The 14,695-nt window shown below is 63.8% G+C and carries 13 protein-coding genes; 10 read left to right on the top strand and 3 right to left on the bottom strand.

The window, feature by feature from the left end; genetic code table 11:
• The first annotated feature begins 134 nt into the window (after positions 1 to 134).
• The 4 genes from QD356_RS15935 to QD356_RS15950 all read left to right on the top strand — a co-directional run bounded on the left by QD356_RS15935 (position 135) and on the right by QD356_RS15950 (position 2,684).
• Complete coding sequence (locus tag QD356_RS15935) at positions 135 to 800, top strand: methylthioribulose 1-phosphate dehydratase (RefSeq protein ID WP_175089099.1); 666 nt, start codon at positions 135 to 137, stop codon at positions 798 to 800.
• Positions 797 to 1,393, top strand: coding sequence for a cupin (locus tag QD356_RS15940; protein WP_052384566.1), 597 nt, complete (start codon positions 797 to 799; stop codon positions 1,391 to 1,393). The genes QD356_RS15935 and QD356_RS15940 overlap by 4 nt, the downstream gene beginning before the upstream one ends.
• Positions 1,390 to 2,070: an acireductone synthase gene (gene mtnC, locus QD356_RS15945; protein ID WP_107335985.1), complete on the top strand. Its 681-nt coding sequence runs from the start codon at positions 1,390 to 1,392 to the stop codon at positions 2,068 to 2,070. Before QD356_RS15940 ends, mtnC begins: the two co-directional genes overlap by 4 nt.
• 92 nt (positions 2,071 to 2,162) lie before the next feature.
• Positions 2,163 to 2,684: a GNAT family N-acetyltransferase gene (locus tag QD356_RS15950; protein ID WP_225996666.1), complete on the top strand. Its 522-nt coding sequence runs from the start codon at positions 2,163 to 2,165 to the stop codon at positions 2,682 to 2,684.
• Between the two features lie 138 nt (positions 2,685 to 2,822).
• Here the strand turns inward: QD356_RS15950 and QD356_RS15955 are convergent, their stop codons facing one another.
• The 3 genes from QD356_RS15955 to nadC all read right to left on the bottom strand — a co-directional run bounded on the left by QD356_RS15955 (position 2,823) and on the right by nadC (position 5,386).
• Complete coding sequence (locus tag QD356_RS15955) at positions 2,823 to 3,617, bottom strand: SDR family oxidoreductase (protein WP_192839387.1); 795 nt, start codon at positions 3,615 to 3,617, stop codon at positions 2,823 to 2,825.
• 135 nt (positions 3,618 to 3,752) lie between these two features.
• Positions 3,753 to 4,412, bottom strand: coding sequence for a class I SAM-dependent methyltransferase (locus QD356_RS15960; RefSeq protein WP_192839388.1), 660 nt, complete (start codon positions 4,410 to 4,412; stop codon positions 3,753 to 3,755).
• 110 nt (positions 4,413 to 4,522) lie between these two features.
• Positions 4,523 to 5,386: a carboxylating nicotinate-nucleotide diphosphorylase gene (nadC, locus tag QD356_RS15965; protein WP_192839389.1), complete on the bottom strand. Its 864-nt coding sequence runs from the start codon at positions 5,384 to 5,386 to the stop codon at positions 4,523 to 4,525.
• A gap of 171 nt (positions 5,387 to 5,557) precedes the next feature.
• Here nadC and ampD point away from each other — a divergent pair, with 171 nt between their 5' ends.
• From ampD to tsaB, 6 genes are all read left to right on the top strand, one after another.
• Positions 5,558 to 6,169: a 1,6-anhydro-N-acetylmuramyl-L-alanine amidase AmpD gene (gene ampD, locus QD356_RS15970; protein WP_052384569.1), complete on the top strand. Its 612-nt coding sequence runs from the start codon at positions 5,558 to 5,560 to the stop codon at positions 6,167 to 6,169.
• Between the two features lie 448 nt (positions 6,170 to 6,617).
• The gene (aceE, locus tag QD356_RS15975; protein ID WP_043333779.1) at positions 6,618 to 9,293 is read left to right on the top strand and encodes a pyruvate dehydrogenase (acetyl-transferring), homodimeric type; all 2,676 of its coding nucleotides are present in this window, start codon (positions 6,618 to 6,620) and stop codon (positions 9,291 to 9,293) included.
• 105 nt (positions 9,294 to 9,398) lie between these two features.
• Positions 9,399 to 11,432: a pyruvate dehydrogenase complex dihydrolipoyllysine-residue acetyltransferase gene (gene aceF, locus QD356_RS15980; protein WP_192839390.1), complete on the top strand. Its 2,034-nt coding sequence runs from the start codon at positions 9,399 to 9,401 to the stop codon at positions 11,430 to 11,432.
• Positions 11,433 to 11,690: 258 nt separating this feature from the next.
• Positions 11,691 to 12,452: a TerC family protein gene (locus QD356_RS15985; protein WP_043333781.1), complete on the top strand. Its 762-nt coding sequence runs from the start codon at positions 11,691 to 11,693 to the stop codon at positions 12,450 to 12,452.
• Positions 12,453 to 13,005: 553 nt separating this feature from the next.
• Positions 13,006 to 13,662: an adenylate kinase gene (adk, locus tag QD356_RS15990; RefSeq protein WP_131432716.1), complete on the top strand. Its 657-nt coding sequence runs from the start codon at positions 13,006 to 13,008 to the stop codon at positions 13,660 to 13,662.
• A gap of 290 nt (positions 13,663 to 13,952) precedes the next feature.
• Positions 13,953 to 14,648, top strand: a complete 696-nt coding sequence (gene tsaB, locus QD356_RS15995) for a tRNA (adenosine(37)-N6)-threonylcarbamoyltransferase complex dimerization subunit type 1 TsaB (protein WP_054556848.1) — start codon at positions 13,953 to 13,955, stop codon at positions 14,646 to 14,648.
• The last annotated feature ends 47 nt before the right edge of the window (positions 14,649 to 14,695 follow it).

Consider the following 14,695-nt stretch of genomic DNA (forward strand, 5'->3'; position numbering starts at 1 on the left):
CGTCGCGCGGCATGACTGGTCTCACTGGGTCGGCTTGTGTAGTCTGCCGCGAGAGCAGCGCCGCGTGGCGCTGAATCGTGATGCTGGCGACGGGGCGTGAATGCCCCGCGCGACTCTTGAGGGCAACTTTGATCATGTCAGACCCTATCGCCATTGCCGCTGCCGACGGCCTGCCGTCGACACTGGACCTCGACCGCCTTGCACTGGCGAGCCAACAGTTGATCGAGGCCGGTCAGGCGCTGGATGCTGCCGGGCAGGTGCCGGCCACCGGAGGCAACTTCTCCTGTCGTCTCAGTGATCGCCTGATGGCGGTCACCGCCTCGGGTTGCCACAAGGGCCGCCTGACCAGTGGCGACATTCTGGTCAGCGATTTTGCCGTCAGGCTGCAGGGCACTTCCCGCAAGGCCTCTGACGAGGCGCGCCTGCATGGTCAGCTCTACGAAGACCTGCCCCACGCGCAGGCGATTCTGCATACCCACTCCAGGGCCGCCACCGTGCTGTCGCTGTGCCATGAGGGCGACACCCTGAGCCTGGAGGGTTTCGAGCTCAACAAGGCGCTGGAAGGCGTCAAGAGTCATGAGACGGCGGTACGTCTGGCCGTCTTCGACAATACTCAGGATATCGAGGCGCTGGCGCTGGACGTGCGCGCCCGCCTGGCCGCCGATGCCGGTCTGCACGGCTACCTGATTCGCGGCCATGGTCTCTACACCTGGGCCAGCAGCATGACGGCCTGTCGCCGCCATGTCGAAGCGCTCGATTTCCTGATGGGTTGTGAACTGGAACTGAGGAGACAGCGATGAGCTTTCTGGCCATCTACGCCGAGCAGGACGCCTCGCGTCCGCAGTTGATCACCAATGATGGCGCGCAGATCGCCAGCGAACTCGAGGCCGAAGGCATTCGCTTCGAGCGCTGGACGGCGGGCTGCGAGATGAGTGACCCCACCGACCAGACCCAGGTGCTGGCGGCCTACGCCGACGATGTCGCGCGTCTCAAGTCCGAGAACGGCTTCGTCACTGCCGACGTGATCGGCCTGACGCCGGATCATCCTGACCGCGACGCTCTGCGCGGCAAGTTCCTCGATGAGCACCGCCACGCGGAGCATGAAGTGCGCTTCTTCGTGCGCGGCAGCGGCATCTTCTATCTGCATCTGGGCGAGCGCGTGCTGGCGGTCGGTTGCGAGAAGGATGACCTGATCGCCGTACCAGCCGGCACGCCGCACTGGTTCGACATGGGGCCGACGCCGGACTTCACCGCCATCCGACTGTTCACCAATCCGGAAGGCTGGATCGCCAACTTCACCGACAATGACATCGCCGCCCGCTTCCCGCGTCATGAAGCGCTGGCCGAGCACTTTACCCAGACCGCAGCCCCGCATTCCCAGGAGTCCGCATGATTCGCGCCATCGTCACCGACATCGAGGGCACGACCGGCTCGATTCGCTTCGTGCATCAGGTGCTGTTCCCCTATGCGCGCGCCAATCTGGGCGATTTCGTGCGTGCCAACGCCGAGCGTGAGGACGTCGCCGAACAGCTGGCCGCCACCCGCGAGCTGGCCGAGGCGCCGAAGGCTGATCTCGAGGCCGTGATCGCCATTCTGGAAGGCTGGATCGACGCTGACCGCAAGGCCACGCCGCTCAAGGCGCTGCAGGGCATGGTCTGGGCACAGGGCTACGCGGACGGTGACTTCACCGGCCATGTCTATCCCGATGCCGTGAAGGGATTGCGTGACTGGAAGGAACGCGGCCTGTCCTTGTATGTCTACTCTTCAGGCTCCATCCAGGCCCAGAAGCTGCTGTTCGGGCATTCCGATGTCGGCGATCTGACTCCGCTGTTTGCCGGCTACTTCGACACCACTACGGGCCCCAAACAGGAAGCCGAGAGCTATCGCCGCATCGCCGGTCAGCTGGGCATTCCGGGCGCGGAGATCCTGTTCCTGTCGGATGTCGTCGCCGAGCTGGACGCCGCTGCCGCCGCCGGCTTCCATACCTGGCAGCTGGTGCGAGAACCGGACATGGTCACGGGAGATCACCCCCGGGCCAGCCGCTTCGATGAGGTGTCCTTCAGCGGCTGAGCAGGGCGCTTCAGTGACAGGTGACAGCCGTGAGCCTGTCAGGGTTTCATGAATACATCGTCCTCGTTCGAGGACACAAGGAGGACGAACGATTGCACAGCCAGACCGATAGCCGTGAAGTGGCCAGGGAGCGTGTTCATATCGTGGCGGCGCAGCCGAAGCATGCTGCGGATCAGGCTGAGGTGTTCTACCAGGCCGTCATGCAGGGCGCTGCCGGTCATTATGATCTGGCGCAGCGACAGCAGTGGGCCTCGCGTGTCCCGCGCGACGCCGAACGCTGGGCCGCGCGTCAGCATCGCTTCGAGGTGCTGGTGGCGGAGCGTGATGGCCGCTGCATCGGCTTCTGCGAGTACGCCCCCGAATGGCCGCTGGCGCGCATCGAGATGCTTTACGTCTATCCGAGTCTGATGGGGCAGGGCATCGGCAGCCAGTTGCTGGCGGCAGCCGAGCGCGACCTGCGCGAGCGCAAGGTGCGCGTGATGAGTCTGGAGGCCAGTCTGACGCTGTCGCCGGGCCTGGCCCGCCGTGGTTGGCACAGTCTGGGGCTTGAGCACGTCAAGCGTGATGGTATCTGCCTCAAGCGCGAGCGCTTCGAGAAACGTCTCGACGAGTGAAGCGCCTGGAGGAGTGAAGCGCACAGCACTGTGATGCTGAACATGAAGAAGCCCCCACCGGTCGCCCGGTGGGGGCTTCTTGTGTCTGGCATGGTGTCGCCTCTGGCATGGTGTCAGTCATGCCGCGTGATCAGACGATCAGGCCATGGTGTCGACGATGCCGCCTTCCACACGCAATGCGGCGCCGGTGGTGGCGCTGGCCTGCTCGGAGGCAGCGTAGACGCTCATGTTGGCGACTTCCTCGGGGCTTGCCAGGCGCTGCAGGATGGAGGTCGGGCGGGCCTGTTTGACGAAGTCGGCCTCGACCTCTTCAAGTGACCTGCCTTGCTCCTCGGCGTTCTGCTTGAGCATCTCGAGCACGCCCTCGGAACGGGTCGGCCCCGGCAGGATGGCGTTGACGGTCACCCGGGTGCCGGACAGCACCTTGGCGAGCCCGCGCGAGACGGACTGCACCGCCGATTTGGTCATGCCGTAGTGGACCATCTCGCTGGGGATGTTGAGCGCCGATTCGCTGGACAGGAACTGGATGCGGCCCCAGCCGCGCTCCTTCATGCCGCGCGCATAGTGGCGGGACAGGCGTACCGCCGACATCACGTTGACCTGGAAGAACTGCTCCCAGGTGTCGTCGTCGGTGTCGAAGAAATCCTGCGGGGCGAAGATGCCGACATTGTTGATCAGAATGTCGGTGTCCGGCACGGCGTGAATCAGCGTGTCGCAGCCTTCGCGTGTGCCCAGGTCCGCGGCCACGCCCTGTACCTCGCTGCCGGGCGCCTTGTCTCTGAGGCTGGCGACGGCCTCATCGACACGCGCCTGGGTGCGGCCGGTCAAGGTGACGCTGGCGCCTGCGCGGGCAAGCCCTGTGGCGATGGCGAAGCCGATACCGGCAGTGGAACCACTGATGATGGCGCTGCGGCCGCGTAGATCAATCTGCATGCAAACCTCCTTGCAGGGAGCGACGGCGACGAGAGCCCAGGCGGGTGCCTCGAGCCGTGCCGCTTTCGTCATCCGGGTGTGCTCATTGCGTGGCGATGCCGAACGCGCAATGCAAGGGGGGAGCGGCGGTGCAGATCAGATCTTGCGCAGATGCATGTGGCGCAACGCCCCGCCGGGGCCGAGGTCGCGGTCCTCGAGTCGCTGCACCGCATGGCCCTCCAGCAGGTTGTCCAGCGGCACATTGAGGTTGGTCGCCACCAGCCGGGCCAGAGGATTGAGCAGACGACGCAGCCGCCCGGCAGGGCGATTGCCGCGCAGGCCCTTGTCGAGCAGTGACAGCTCGCCATCACTGGCCAGCACGCGCAGCGCTTCATCGAAGGCGCGCTGGGGCTGGGGCACCACGGCGATGATCAGGTGGGCGATGACGACATCGAAATAGCCATCGGGGAAGTCGAGCGCCATGGCGTCGCCCAGCTTGACGTTGGCATCGAAGCCCAGCGTCTCGGCGCGCTCGCGACAGCGGCGCAGCATGGCGGGGGAGGCGTCGATCACCTCGAGCTCGATGTCGCGGGGCAGGAAGGGCAGGTCGAGCCCGGTGCCACCGCCGAGCAGCAGCACGCGGGTGCCCGCCTGGATATCGAGGGTCGCGATGGCGTCGCGCCGCGCGGAGCGCAGGATGCGAGCGGCCACACGGTCATAGATCGGCGCGTAGAGGCTCCAGCGGCGAGTCTGCCAACCGCCGCCTGATGACCTTGGGGCTTCAGGCGGCGGCTGATGAGGAGATGGCGGGGACATGGGGCGCCTCCCTGGCGGCATGGCAATGTGTCGTGACAGATGGGCCGGCGTCAGCGGCGACCTCTGCAGGACAGGAGTTGGCCAGCAGGAAGGCATTCACCTGACGTTGGCTAGCGGGTCTCGACAGTGTAGATGCGCATCGACAGGTCGATGGAGGTCACGTCCTTGGTCAGTGCGCCGATCGAGATGCAATCCACGCCGGTGGCGGCGATACCCGGCAGGGTCGCCTCGCTGACGTTGCCGGAGGCTTCCAGCACGCCCGGCTTGGCATGCGCCTTGTTGCGCGCCACGGCCTCGATGAGCTGATCGTTGTCGAAGTTGTCGAGCATGATGACGTCGGCACCGGCATCCAGCGCCTGGGCCAGCTCCTCGAAATTCTCGACTTCCACTTCACAGGTGACGTCGGAGGCGATGTCGCGCGCCTCACGTACCGCCGCCGCGATGCTGCCACAGGCGGCGATATGGTTTTCCTTGATCAGGAAGGCGTCATAGAGGCCGATGCGATGATTGTGGCCACCGCCGCAGCTGACGGCGTACTTCTGGGCGACACGCATGCCCGGCAGGGTCTTGCGGGTATCGAGCAGGCGCACGCCACTGCCCTCGACCAGCGAGGCATAGTGGCTGGCGCGGGTCGCGGTGCCGGAGAGCGTCTGCAGCAGGTTGAGCGCCGCACGCTCGCCGGTCAGCAGCGAACGTGCCGGGCCTTCCAGCTCCAGGAAGGGCGCATCGGCCTCGAGGCGATCACCGTCGCTGGCCAGCCACTTGAGGCTGACGCGCGGATCGAGGCGCCGAAACAGCTCATCGACCCAGGGCACACCGCACAGGATGGCCGGTTCGCGACTGATCACGCGCGCCTTGGCCCACTGGCGCTCCGGAATCAATTCGGCGGTGATATCGCCACCGCCGACATCCTCGGCGAGCAGGCGGGCGGCGCTGGTACGGATATCCTCGGCGAGGGCGTCGTGGAAGTTCATGCGCGTCTGATCCTTGTACGAAGAGTGCTGCCGGAGCCGGGGGCTGTGCGTGTGCCGGGGCAGTGACACAGACCCGTGGCTGCCGAGCATGCCATAATGTGCGCCATTATAGGAAAAGCCACGCGAGCGGTCAGTCCCCGCGTGCGACGACCTTCCCGTCTGGAGTCTTCGATGCCCCCCTTGTCCTCTTCCCCGCGGTCGGGCCACCTGACGCGTCTGGCGGTCACCCCCGAGCACTGGCTGGAGAGCGCCCGTCAGGTGCCGTCTCCCAATCACAATGCTCGTCCCGAGGGAGAAGTCTCGGCGCTGGTGCTGCATTCCATCAGCCTGCCGCCCGGACGCTTCGGTGGCCCGGCCATCGAGCAGCTGTTCACCAACCAACTCGATCCCGGCGCCCACCCTTACTTTGCCGATATCCATCAGCTGCGCGTCTCGGCGCACGTGCTGATCCAGCGCGACGGTCGCCTGGTGCAGTTCGTGCCCTTTGATCGTCGAGCCTGGCACGCCGGTCGCTCGCGCTGGCATGACGGTCAGCGTGAACGCGTCGAGCTCAATGACTTCACCATCGGCATCGAGCTCGAGGGCGATGAGGTGCATCCCTATCGCGATGTCCAATATCGCACCCTGGCACGCACCGTGGCCGGCCTGATGGCGAGCTATCCCGCGCTGACGCGCGAGCGCATCACCTCGCATGCGCGGATTGCGCCGTTGCGCAAGACGGATCCTGGCCCGGCCTTCGATTGGGCTTACTTCGATCGCCTGCTGGACGACATTCAGGACTAAGGTCGCAGGTGCCTCGCGATGGTGCATTGCAGCATTATGTGGCGTCTCCAGGCAGGAAACGCCCAGTGGCGGGGCGCGTTGGTAGTTTTACTACATCACGGCTATCGAGGGCGGCTCAGTCTGGCGTATGAGTCCCGACCGCAAGGCGCATGAGGCCAGTGCTGCCGCGGGGCAGCCAAGCCTTGCACCTGCCCGGTGAGTCTTGCTGCCCTGAATTGGCACGCGGGGGTGTTTGCGGTATCTTTCACGCCAAATGACTGCATCTTGTGCCCTGCTTTGGCGCAGGATGCGCGTCGAGATTGACGGCCGGCAAGACCCGGTCACGACAGGTCTATCGGAGATGCGACCCACTCAGAAGGTCGTGCCCACACTGAAGAGCGCCACTGGTTTCGATATCGCTGTTCGTCGAAACGTTTGACAAAAAATTTCTTCACTCGGAGAGACGTCTATGAGTCTGGAGGCAAGAGAAGATCTCGATCCGATCGAAACCACGGAATGGTTGGACTCCCTGGAATCGGTTCTGGATCGTGAGGGTGAGGATCGTGCCCAGTACCTGATGTCACGCCTGGCCGACCGCCTGCGTCGTGATGGCCATCAGGTGCCCTTCTCGGTGACCACGCCCCATCGCAACAGTATCCCCGTGCACCGCGAAGCGCGCATGCCGGGCGACCTGTTCATGGAGCGTCGTATCCGTTCGCTTATCCGTTACAACGCCATCGCTCAGGTGATCCGCAACAACCGTGCCCACAAGGGCCTGGGCGGTCACATCTCGAGCTTCATGTCCAGTGCGACGCTTTACGACGTAGGCTTCAACCACTTCTTCCGTGCACCGGAAGGAGATTTCGAAGGCGATCTGCTTTACATCCAGGGTCACGTGGCGCCGGGCATCTACGCCCGTTCATTCCTGGAAGGTCGTCTCAGCCAGGAGCAGATGGACAGCTTCCGTCAGGAAGTCGACGGCAACGGCCTGTCTTCCTATCCGCACCCGTGGCTGATGCCGGATTACTGGCAGTTCCCGACCGTCTCCATGGGTCTGGGCCCGATCCAGGCGATCTACCAGGCGCACGTCATGAAGTACCTCAACTCGCGTGAGTTGAAGTCCATGTACGACCGCAAGGTGTGGTGCTTCATGGGTGACGGCGAGTGTGACGAGCCGGAATCCCTGGGTGCCATCTCGCTGGCTGGCCGCGAGAACCTCGACAACCTGATCTTCGTCATCAACTGCAACCTGCAGCGTCTTGACGGCCCGGTGCGCGGCAACGGCCGTATCATGGACGAGCTGGAAGGCGTCTTCCGTGGTGCCGACTGGAACGTGCTCAAGGTCACCTGGGGTCGCTTCTGGGATCCGCTCTTCGAACAGGACAAGAAAGGCATCCTGCAGAAGCGCATGGACGAAGCGGTCGACGGCGACTACCAGAACTACAAGGCCAATGGCGGCGCGTACACGCGTGAACACTTCTTCGGCAAGTACCCGGAGACGGCCGATCTGGTCAAGGACATGTCAGACGACGATATCTGGCGTCTGAACCGTGGTGGCCACGACCCGTACAAGGTCTACGCGGCGTATCACGAGGCGGTCAACAACGCCAATGGTCGTCCGACCGTCATCCTGGCACACACCGTCAAGGGTTACGGCATGGGCATGGGCGATGGCGAAGCAGCCAACGAAGCCCACCAGGTCAAGACCATGGAACACGAAGCGCTGAAGACATTCCGCGATCGCTTCGGTATCCCGCTGACCGACGAGCAGCTCGAGGAAGTGCCGTACTACAAGCCGGCGGACGACAGCCCGGAAATGAAGTACATGCACCTCATGCGCGAACGTCTGAACGGCTACCTGCCGCAGCGTCGCACCGAGTATGAAACGCTGGAAATCCCGCCGCTGGACGACAAGATCTTCGCGTCCCAGCTCAAGGGCTCCAACGGCCGCGAAGTGTCCACCACCATGGCCTTCGTGCGCGTGCTCAACGGTCTGGTCAAGCACAAGACCCTCGGCGAGCGTGTCGTGCCGATCATTCCTGACGAAGCGCGTACCTTCGGCATGGAAGGCATGTTCCGTCAGCTGGGCATCTACACCGCGGCAGGCCAGAAGTACGAGCCGGTCGACAAGGGTCAGATCATGTATTACCGCGAGGACCAGAAAGGTCAGGTCCTCGAGGAAGGTATCTCCGAAGCAGGCGCCATGTCTGCGTGGGTGGCGGCGGCAACGTCCTACGCCAACCACAACCTGCCGCTGATGCCGTTCTACGTCTACTACTCGATGTTCGGCTTCCAGCGCATCGGTGACCTGGCGTGGGCCGCAGGCGATCTGCAGGCACGTGGCTTCCTGGTCGGCGGTACTGCCGGTCGTACCACCCTGAACGGCGAAGGTCTGCAGCACCAGGATGGCCACAGCCATATCCTGGCCTCGACCATCCCGAACTGCCGCACCTACGACCCGACCTACGCTCACGAAGTGGCGGTCATCGTGCAGGACGGCATGAAGCGCATGTTCGAGCAGCACGAGCCGGTCTTCTACTACCTGGCGGTGATGAACGAGAACTACGAGCAGCCAGCACTCGAGACGGTGCCCGCAGAGGACATCATCAAGGGGATGTACCTGCTCAAGGAAGGCGGCAAGGACGGCAAGGCACGCGTTCAGCTGCTGGGTTCCGGCACCATCCTGCGTGAAGTCGAGGCAGCCGCCGAGATGCTCAAGCAGGACTACGGTGTCGACGCCGACATCTGGAGCGTCACCAGCTTCAACGAGCTGCGTCGCGAAGCGCTGGAACTGGATCGTCAGGCCTTCCTCAAGCCGGAAGAGACCCCGGCCAAGCCGCACATCACTCAGTGTCTGGAAGGACGTGACGGCCCGGTCGTGGCTGCCACTGACTACATGAAGCTGTTTGCTGACCAGGTTCGTGCCTGGGTGCCGGCTGACTATCACGTGCTCGGTACCGACGGTTTCGGTCGTTCCGATACCCGCGAGAAGCTGCGTCACTTCTTCGAAGTCGACCGCAACTTCGTCACCGTCCAGGCCCTGAAGGCGCTGGCGGATCGTGGTGAGATCGACCGCAAGGTGGTCGCGGAAGCGATCAAGACCTACGGCATCGACCCCAACAAGCCGAATCCGCTGAACGTCTGAGCGGAGATCGCGGAACAGGCGAGCGGCACTCCCTCCTCGACATCATGATGATGCGCAGGTGATTCGGGTGTCGCTCCCCGTGCACGTTTTGGAAGGAGCACGATCTTGAGCAGCGAAATCATCAAGGTTCCCGACATTGGCGGTAGTTCCGATGTCGAGATCATCGAGATAGCGGTGGCGGTGGGAGATGTCATCTCCGCCGAAGACACCATGATCACTCTTGAGTCCGACAAGGCCAGCATGGATGTGCCGGCACCGAAGGGCGGCAAGGTGGTGAAGATTCTCGTCAAGGAAGGCGACACCGTCTCCGAAGGCGACGATATCCTGGAGCTGGAAGCCGAAGGCGGTGGTGACACCTCCTCTGACGCTTCTGGCGAGCAGGAAGCGCCGAAGGAAGAGGCTCCCAAGCAGGAAGCCTCTGAGCAGCAAGCGCCGAAAGAGTCCGCTTCTGCGCCGAAGGCCGCTTCCGGTGGCACCCAGACCGTCGACATCGTCGTGCCGGACCTGGGCGACTCCGAAGCCGTGCCGATCATCGAGATGGCCGTCTCCGAAGGCGACGAAGTCGACGCCGAAGATGCGCTGATCACGCTGGAATCCGACAAGGCCAGCATGGACGTCCCGAGCCCGCACAAGGGCAAGATCGTCAAGCTGACCGTCAAGGAAGGCGACAGCGTCGCTTCCGGTGATGTCATCGGTCAGATGGAAATCGCCGGTGAAGGCGGCGACAGCGCGTCTTATTCCGCGCCGGCCGAGCAGGCTTCCTCCTCCGAGTCCACCTCTGAAGACACGTCTTCCGAGGCACCGGCTGCTGAAGAAGAGCCGGCCTCCGGTGAGCCGGAGCGCAAGGAATTGCGTGTCCCGGATCTGTCCGGCAGCGACAGCGTGCCGATCATCGAGATGGCCGTGGCCGTCGGCGACGAGGTCAACGAGGAAGACGCGCTGATCACGCTCGAGTCCGACAAGGCGACCATGGACATCCCGAGCCCCTACAAGGGCAAGGTGGTGGAGCTTTCCGTCAAGGAAGGTGACACCGTCTCCGAGGGTGACCTGATCGGTTACATCGAGGTCGCGGGTGCCGCGCCTGCGCCGAAGGCTGCCAAGTCCGAAGCGCCGGCTGCTCCCAAGGCGGAGAAGAGCGAGCAGAAGCCGGCTCCGACACCGGCCGGTGCGCCGAGTCCGGAAGCCCAGATGGCCGCTCACAAGCCGAGCAAGGGTGCCAAGGTCCACGCAGGGCCTGCGGTTCGCCTGCTGGCACGTGAGTTCGGTGTCGACCTGGCGGACGTCTCCGGCAGCGGTCCGAAGGGCCGTGTGGTGAAGGAAGATGTCCAGGCCTACGTCAAGCAGATGATGCAGAAGGCCAAGTCCGCACCGGCAGCCCCTGCCGCGCAGGCCACCGGCGGTGCCGGTATCCCGCAGGTGCCGGATCAGGACTTCAGCCAGTTCGGTGAGATCGAAGAGAAGAAGATGGGCCGCCTGATGAAGGCCGGTGCCACCAATCTGCATCGCAGCTGGCTCAACGTCCCGCACGTGACCCAGTTCGATGAAGCCGATATCACCGAGCTCGAGGCCTTCCGCAAGTCCATGAAGGCCGAGGCGGAAGCGGCAGGTGCCAAGCTCACGCCGCTGCCGTTCATGATCAAGGCGGCGGCTCACGCGCTGGCCAAGTATCCGCAGTTCAACGTCAGCCTCAAGGCTGACGGCGAGACCCTGGTGCACAAGAAGTACGTGCACATCGGTATCGCGGTGGATACGCCGGACGGCCTGATGGTGCCGGTGATCCGCAATGCGGATCAGAAGAGCCTGCTGGACCTGGCCAAGGAGTCCGTGGAACTGGCCAAGAAGGCGCAGACCAAGAAGCTCAAGCGCGAAGAGATGACCGGTGGTTGCTTCACCATCTCGAGCCTTGGCTCCATTGGCGGTACTGCCTTCACGCCGATCGTCAACACGCCGGAAGTCGCCATCCTGGGCGTCTCCAAGGCGCAGATGAAGCCGGTGTGGGACGGCGCTGCCTTCCAGCCGCGTCTGATGATGCCGCTGTCACTGTCCTACGATCACCGTGCGGTGAACGGGGCGGATGCAGCACGCTTCACGGCGTATCTGGCTCAGGTGCTGACCGACGTGCGTCGCATGCTGCTCTGATGATGCCTGTGGCATGAAGCGCGGGTGCCGTGACCTTCCTGGAAGGTTTCGGCATCCGTCGCTGACAGGTCTGGCTGACAGAACGGCCTCCTTCGGGAGGCCGTTTTTTTTGTGCATGTCCGTTGGCGTGGCAGGGCGGCGACCGCTGTTGCTGCCCTGCACAACATGCGATGCTTCACGCCAACCTACCGTGATCTGTCGCATCGTGCTGGCACGACCCGGGAAGGCCGGTTCTCGCAACACACAAGGAGCAAGACAATGGAATGGTTGATGGACCCTTCGGCATGGGTGGCCCTGGCGACCCTGACCGCGCTTGAGATCGTGCTGGGCATCGACAACATCATCTTCCTGTCGATTCTGGTCGCGCGGCTGCCCGAGTCCCAGCGTCAGCGCGGGCGCATGATCGGCCTGGGCCTGGCGATGGGCATGCGCATCGTGCTGTTGATGTCGCTGTCGTGGCTGATGTCGCTGACCGCGCCACTGTTCAGCGTGGCCGACTTCAGCTTCTCGGGACGCGATCTGATTCTGGTCTTCGGGGGCCTGTTCCTGCTCGGCAAGAGTACCCACGAGATCCACGCCAACCTGGAAGGCGAAGATCCCGCCGAAGAGGGCGCGAAGAAGGGCAGCGCCAGCTTCATGGCAATCATGGTCCAGATCGCCTTGATCGATATCGTCTTCTCGCTGGATTCGGTGATCACGGCGGTGGGCATGGTCGACCACCTGATGGTGATGGTCATCGCCATCGTCATCTCGGTGGGCATCATGATGGTGGCCGCCAAGCCCATCGGCGATTTCGTCGATCGTCACCCGACCATCAAGATGCTGGCGCTGTCCTTCCTGATCATGGTCGGCATGATGCTGATGGTCGAAGGCTTCGGTGTCCACGTGCCCAAGGGCTACATCTACGTGGCGATGGCCTTCTCGCTGGCGGTGGAAATGCTCAACATCCGTCTGCGCAGCAAGCGCGCCAAGGCAGTGCGTCTGCGTCGCAGCAGCCAGGCGGAAGACGTCACCGAGTGAGACATTGGCACAGCAACGGCTGACATGACCCAGCCTGATCACGCCACGGCGACTGAGCAAGGTGGCCCGGCGTGAGTGGAAAGACGCCCTCTGCGACCGCGTGCCGCAGGGGGCGTTTTGGTGTCATGACAGCCGTGTATGGCAGGTCGGCAACCGGCGAGGAGGGCGACAGGCCCTCCTGCGCGCCAAAACAGTGCCAAAGGGCGGCATACGCGCCTTTGGTGTGCTTGTGCCGGCGTCGTGTGAACGGTATCGTCAGCTCTACATTGCATGGCGATGACATAATGAGATCATCCGTGCGCGCCGTCATTTCGCGCAGCATATATTGGTCCGCTACCCATATTCATCCTGGTCATCGATACGCTCGATGCGTTCGGCCCTCATGAGGTAGTCGAGCGTCTCGACGCCGCGAGTTTCGCCGCTTCACCTCGATCGTGTCGACGACCAGAGCGCCTTGGATGGCTATCTGCCGCCGAGGGCAAGGTGCACCAGCGCCAGATGACCCTTTACACCGTTTGATGCTTTTCATTTGCACACTCAAGGAGCAGTACCGATGCGTTTGATCCTGTTGGGCGCCCCCGGCGCCGGCAAGGGCACCCAGGCCCAGTTCATCTGCGAGCGTTTCAACATCCCGCAGATCTCTACCGGAGATATGCTGCGCGCCGCGGTCAAGGCCGGCAGCGAGCTGGGACTCAAGGTCAAGGAGATCATGAACACCGGCGGACTGGTGTCCGACGAGATCATCATCGCCCTGGTCAAGGAGCGCATCAGCCAGCCCGATTGCGAGAACGGCTTCCTGTTCGACGGCTTCCCGCGCACCATTCCGCAGGCTGACGCCATGAAGGAAGCGGGCGTGAAGCTGGACCACGTGGTCGAGATCGCCGTCGCTGACGAAGAGATCGTCAAGCGCCTGTCCGGTCGTCGTGTGCACCCGGACTCCGGTCGTGTCTACCACATCGAGTACAACCCGCCGCGCGAAGAAGGCAAGGACGACGTCACTGGCGAAGCCCTGATCCAGCGTGAAGACGACCGCGAAGCCACCGTGCGCAACCGTCTGTCCGTCTATCACGAGCAGACGGAACCGCTGGTCGAGTACTACTCCAGCTGGTCTGCCACTGGCGATGCCCAGGCACCGGCCTACCACCGCATCGAAGGCGTCGGCTCCGTCGACGACATTCGTGCTCAGCTGGTCAGCGCGCTGGAGCACTGATTGCCTGGCACGCCTCAGGTGGCTCAGCTGCAACAGATCTGATCGCGCTGGTGAAGCCGGCCGCCTGACGAAGAACGCCCGTAGACATTGTCTGCGGGCGTTTTTTTGTTCTTCGCATACTGGCGCGAATCAGGAATCAGGCGTTGCGGCAGGCCGCTTGACGGCGTGGGCGTGGGGGTTGCAGCAGGAGTGACGCCCGCGACCGACACCAGCCGTGGACAGCCTGCGTCTTTTGCTGCCCGCGGGGGACGGGTAGAATCGCGTCACATTTTTCTGACGACGAACCGCCCATGACCACGCTTCTGGCCATCGATGCATCCTCTTCCGCCTGTTCCGTTGCCCTGTGGCAAGACGGCGTTGTTACTGCCGAGCGCTGTGAGGCTCCCCGTCAGCACACCCAGCGCATGATGCCGATGATCGAGGCGCTGCTGGCCGCTGCCGATCTGACCCTCAATGACCTCGACGCCCTGGCCTATGGCCACGGACCGGGCTCGTTCACCGGGTTGCGCATCGCCGCTGGCACCATCCAGGGCCTCGCCTTCGGTCTCGATGTGCCGGTGATCGGCGTCTCGACGCTGGCGGCCCTGTCACTGCAGGCCCACCGCCTGCATCACGCGCGTTTCGTGCTGCCGATGCTGGATGCACGCATGGGCGAGCTCTACACCGGCGCCTATCGTGTCGTGACGCGCGCTGACGGCGAGATCGAGGTCGAGCAGGTGCTACCCGAGCAGGTCTGCGCTCCGGGCCTGCTGGAGCTGCCTGCGGCGCTGCGCGAACACGACTGGCTGGCGGTCGGTTCGGGGCTGGTGATGCACGACGAGCTGCCCGAGAGCGTGCGTGCCAGCCTGGCACTGCAACTGCCCGAGCCGCAACCGGATGCCGAAGCCATGGTGATGCTGGCCGCCCAGGCATATGCCCGCGGTGAAGCGGTGTCGGCGGTCGAGGCCCAGCCGGTCTATCTGCGCAATGAGGTGGCATGGCGCTGATGGCGCCAGGGATTGCCATCTCGTTGCGTCATCGTGGGTTCAGCCAA

The sequence above is a fragment of the Cobetia sp. 2AS genome (assembly GCF_029846355.1).
Taxonomy (GTDB): domain Bacteria; phylum Pseudomonadota; class Gammaproteobacteria; order Pseudomonadales; family Halomonadaceae; genus Cobetia; species Cobetia amphilecti.

What these genes read in the sequence shown, in the direction of transcription:
- QD356_RS15935 (WP_175089099.1), top strand. Translation starts at nt 135, where the DNA reads ATGTCAGACCCTATCGCCATTGCCGCTGCCGACGGCCTGCCGTCGACA.
- QD356_RS15940 (WP_052384566.1), top strand. Translation starts at nt 797, where the DNA reads ATGAGCTTTCTGGCCATCTACGCCGAGCAGGACGCCTCGCGTCCGCAG.
- mtnC (WP_107335985.1), top strand. Translation starts at nt 1,390, where the DNA reads ATGATTCGCGCCATCGTCACCGACATCGAGGGCACGACCGGCTCGATT.
- QD356_RS15955 (WP_192839387.1), bottom strand. Translation starts at nt 3,617, where the DNA reads ATGCAGATTGATCTACGCGGCCGCAGCGCCATCATCAGTGGTTCCACT.
- QD356_RS15960 (WP_192839388.1), bottom strand. Translation starts at nt 4,412, where the DNA reads ATGTCCCCGCCATCTCCTCATCAGCCGCCGCCTGAAGCCCCAAGGTCA.
- nadC (WP_192839389.1), bottom strand. Translation starts at nt 5,386, where the DNA reads ATGAACTTCCACGACGCCCTCGCCGAGGATATCCGTACCAGCGCCGCC.
- ampD (WP_052384569.1), top strand. Translation starts at nt 5,558, where the DNA reads ATGCCCCCCTTGTCCTCTTCCCCGCGGTCGGGCCACCTGACGCGTCTG.
- aceE (WP_043333779.1), top strand. Translation starts at nt 6,618, where the DNA reads ATGAGTCTGGAGGCAAGAGAAGATCTCGATCCGATCGAAACCACGGAA.
- QD356_RS15985 (WP_043333781.1), top strand. Translation starts at nt 11,691, where the DNA reads ATGGAATGGTTGATGGACCCTTCGGCATGGGTGGCCCTGGCGACCCTG.
- adk (WP_131432716.1), top strand. Translation starts at nt 13,006, where the DNA reads ATGCGTTTGATCCTGTTGGGCGCCCCCGGCGCCGGCAAGGGCACCCAG.
- tsaB (WP_054556848.1), top strand. Translation starts at nt 13,953, where the DNA reads ATGACCACGCTTCTGGCCATCGATGCATCCTCTTCCGCCTGTTCCGTT.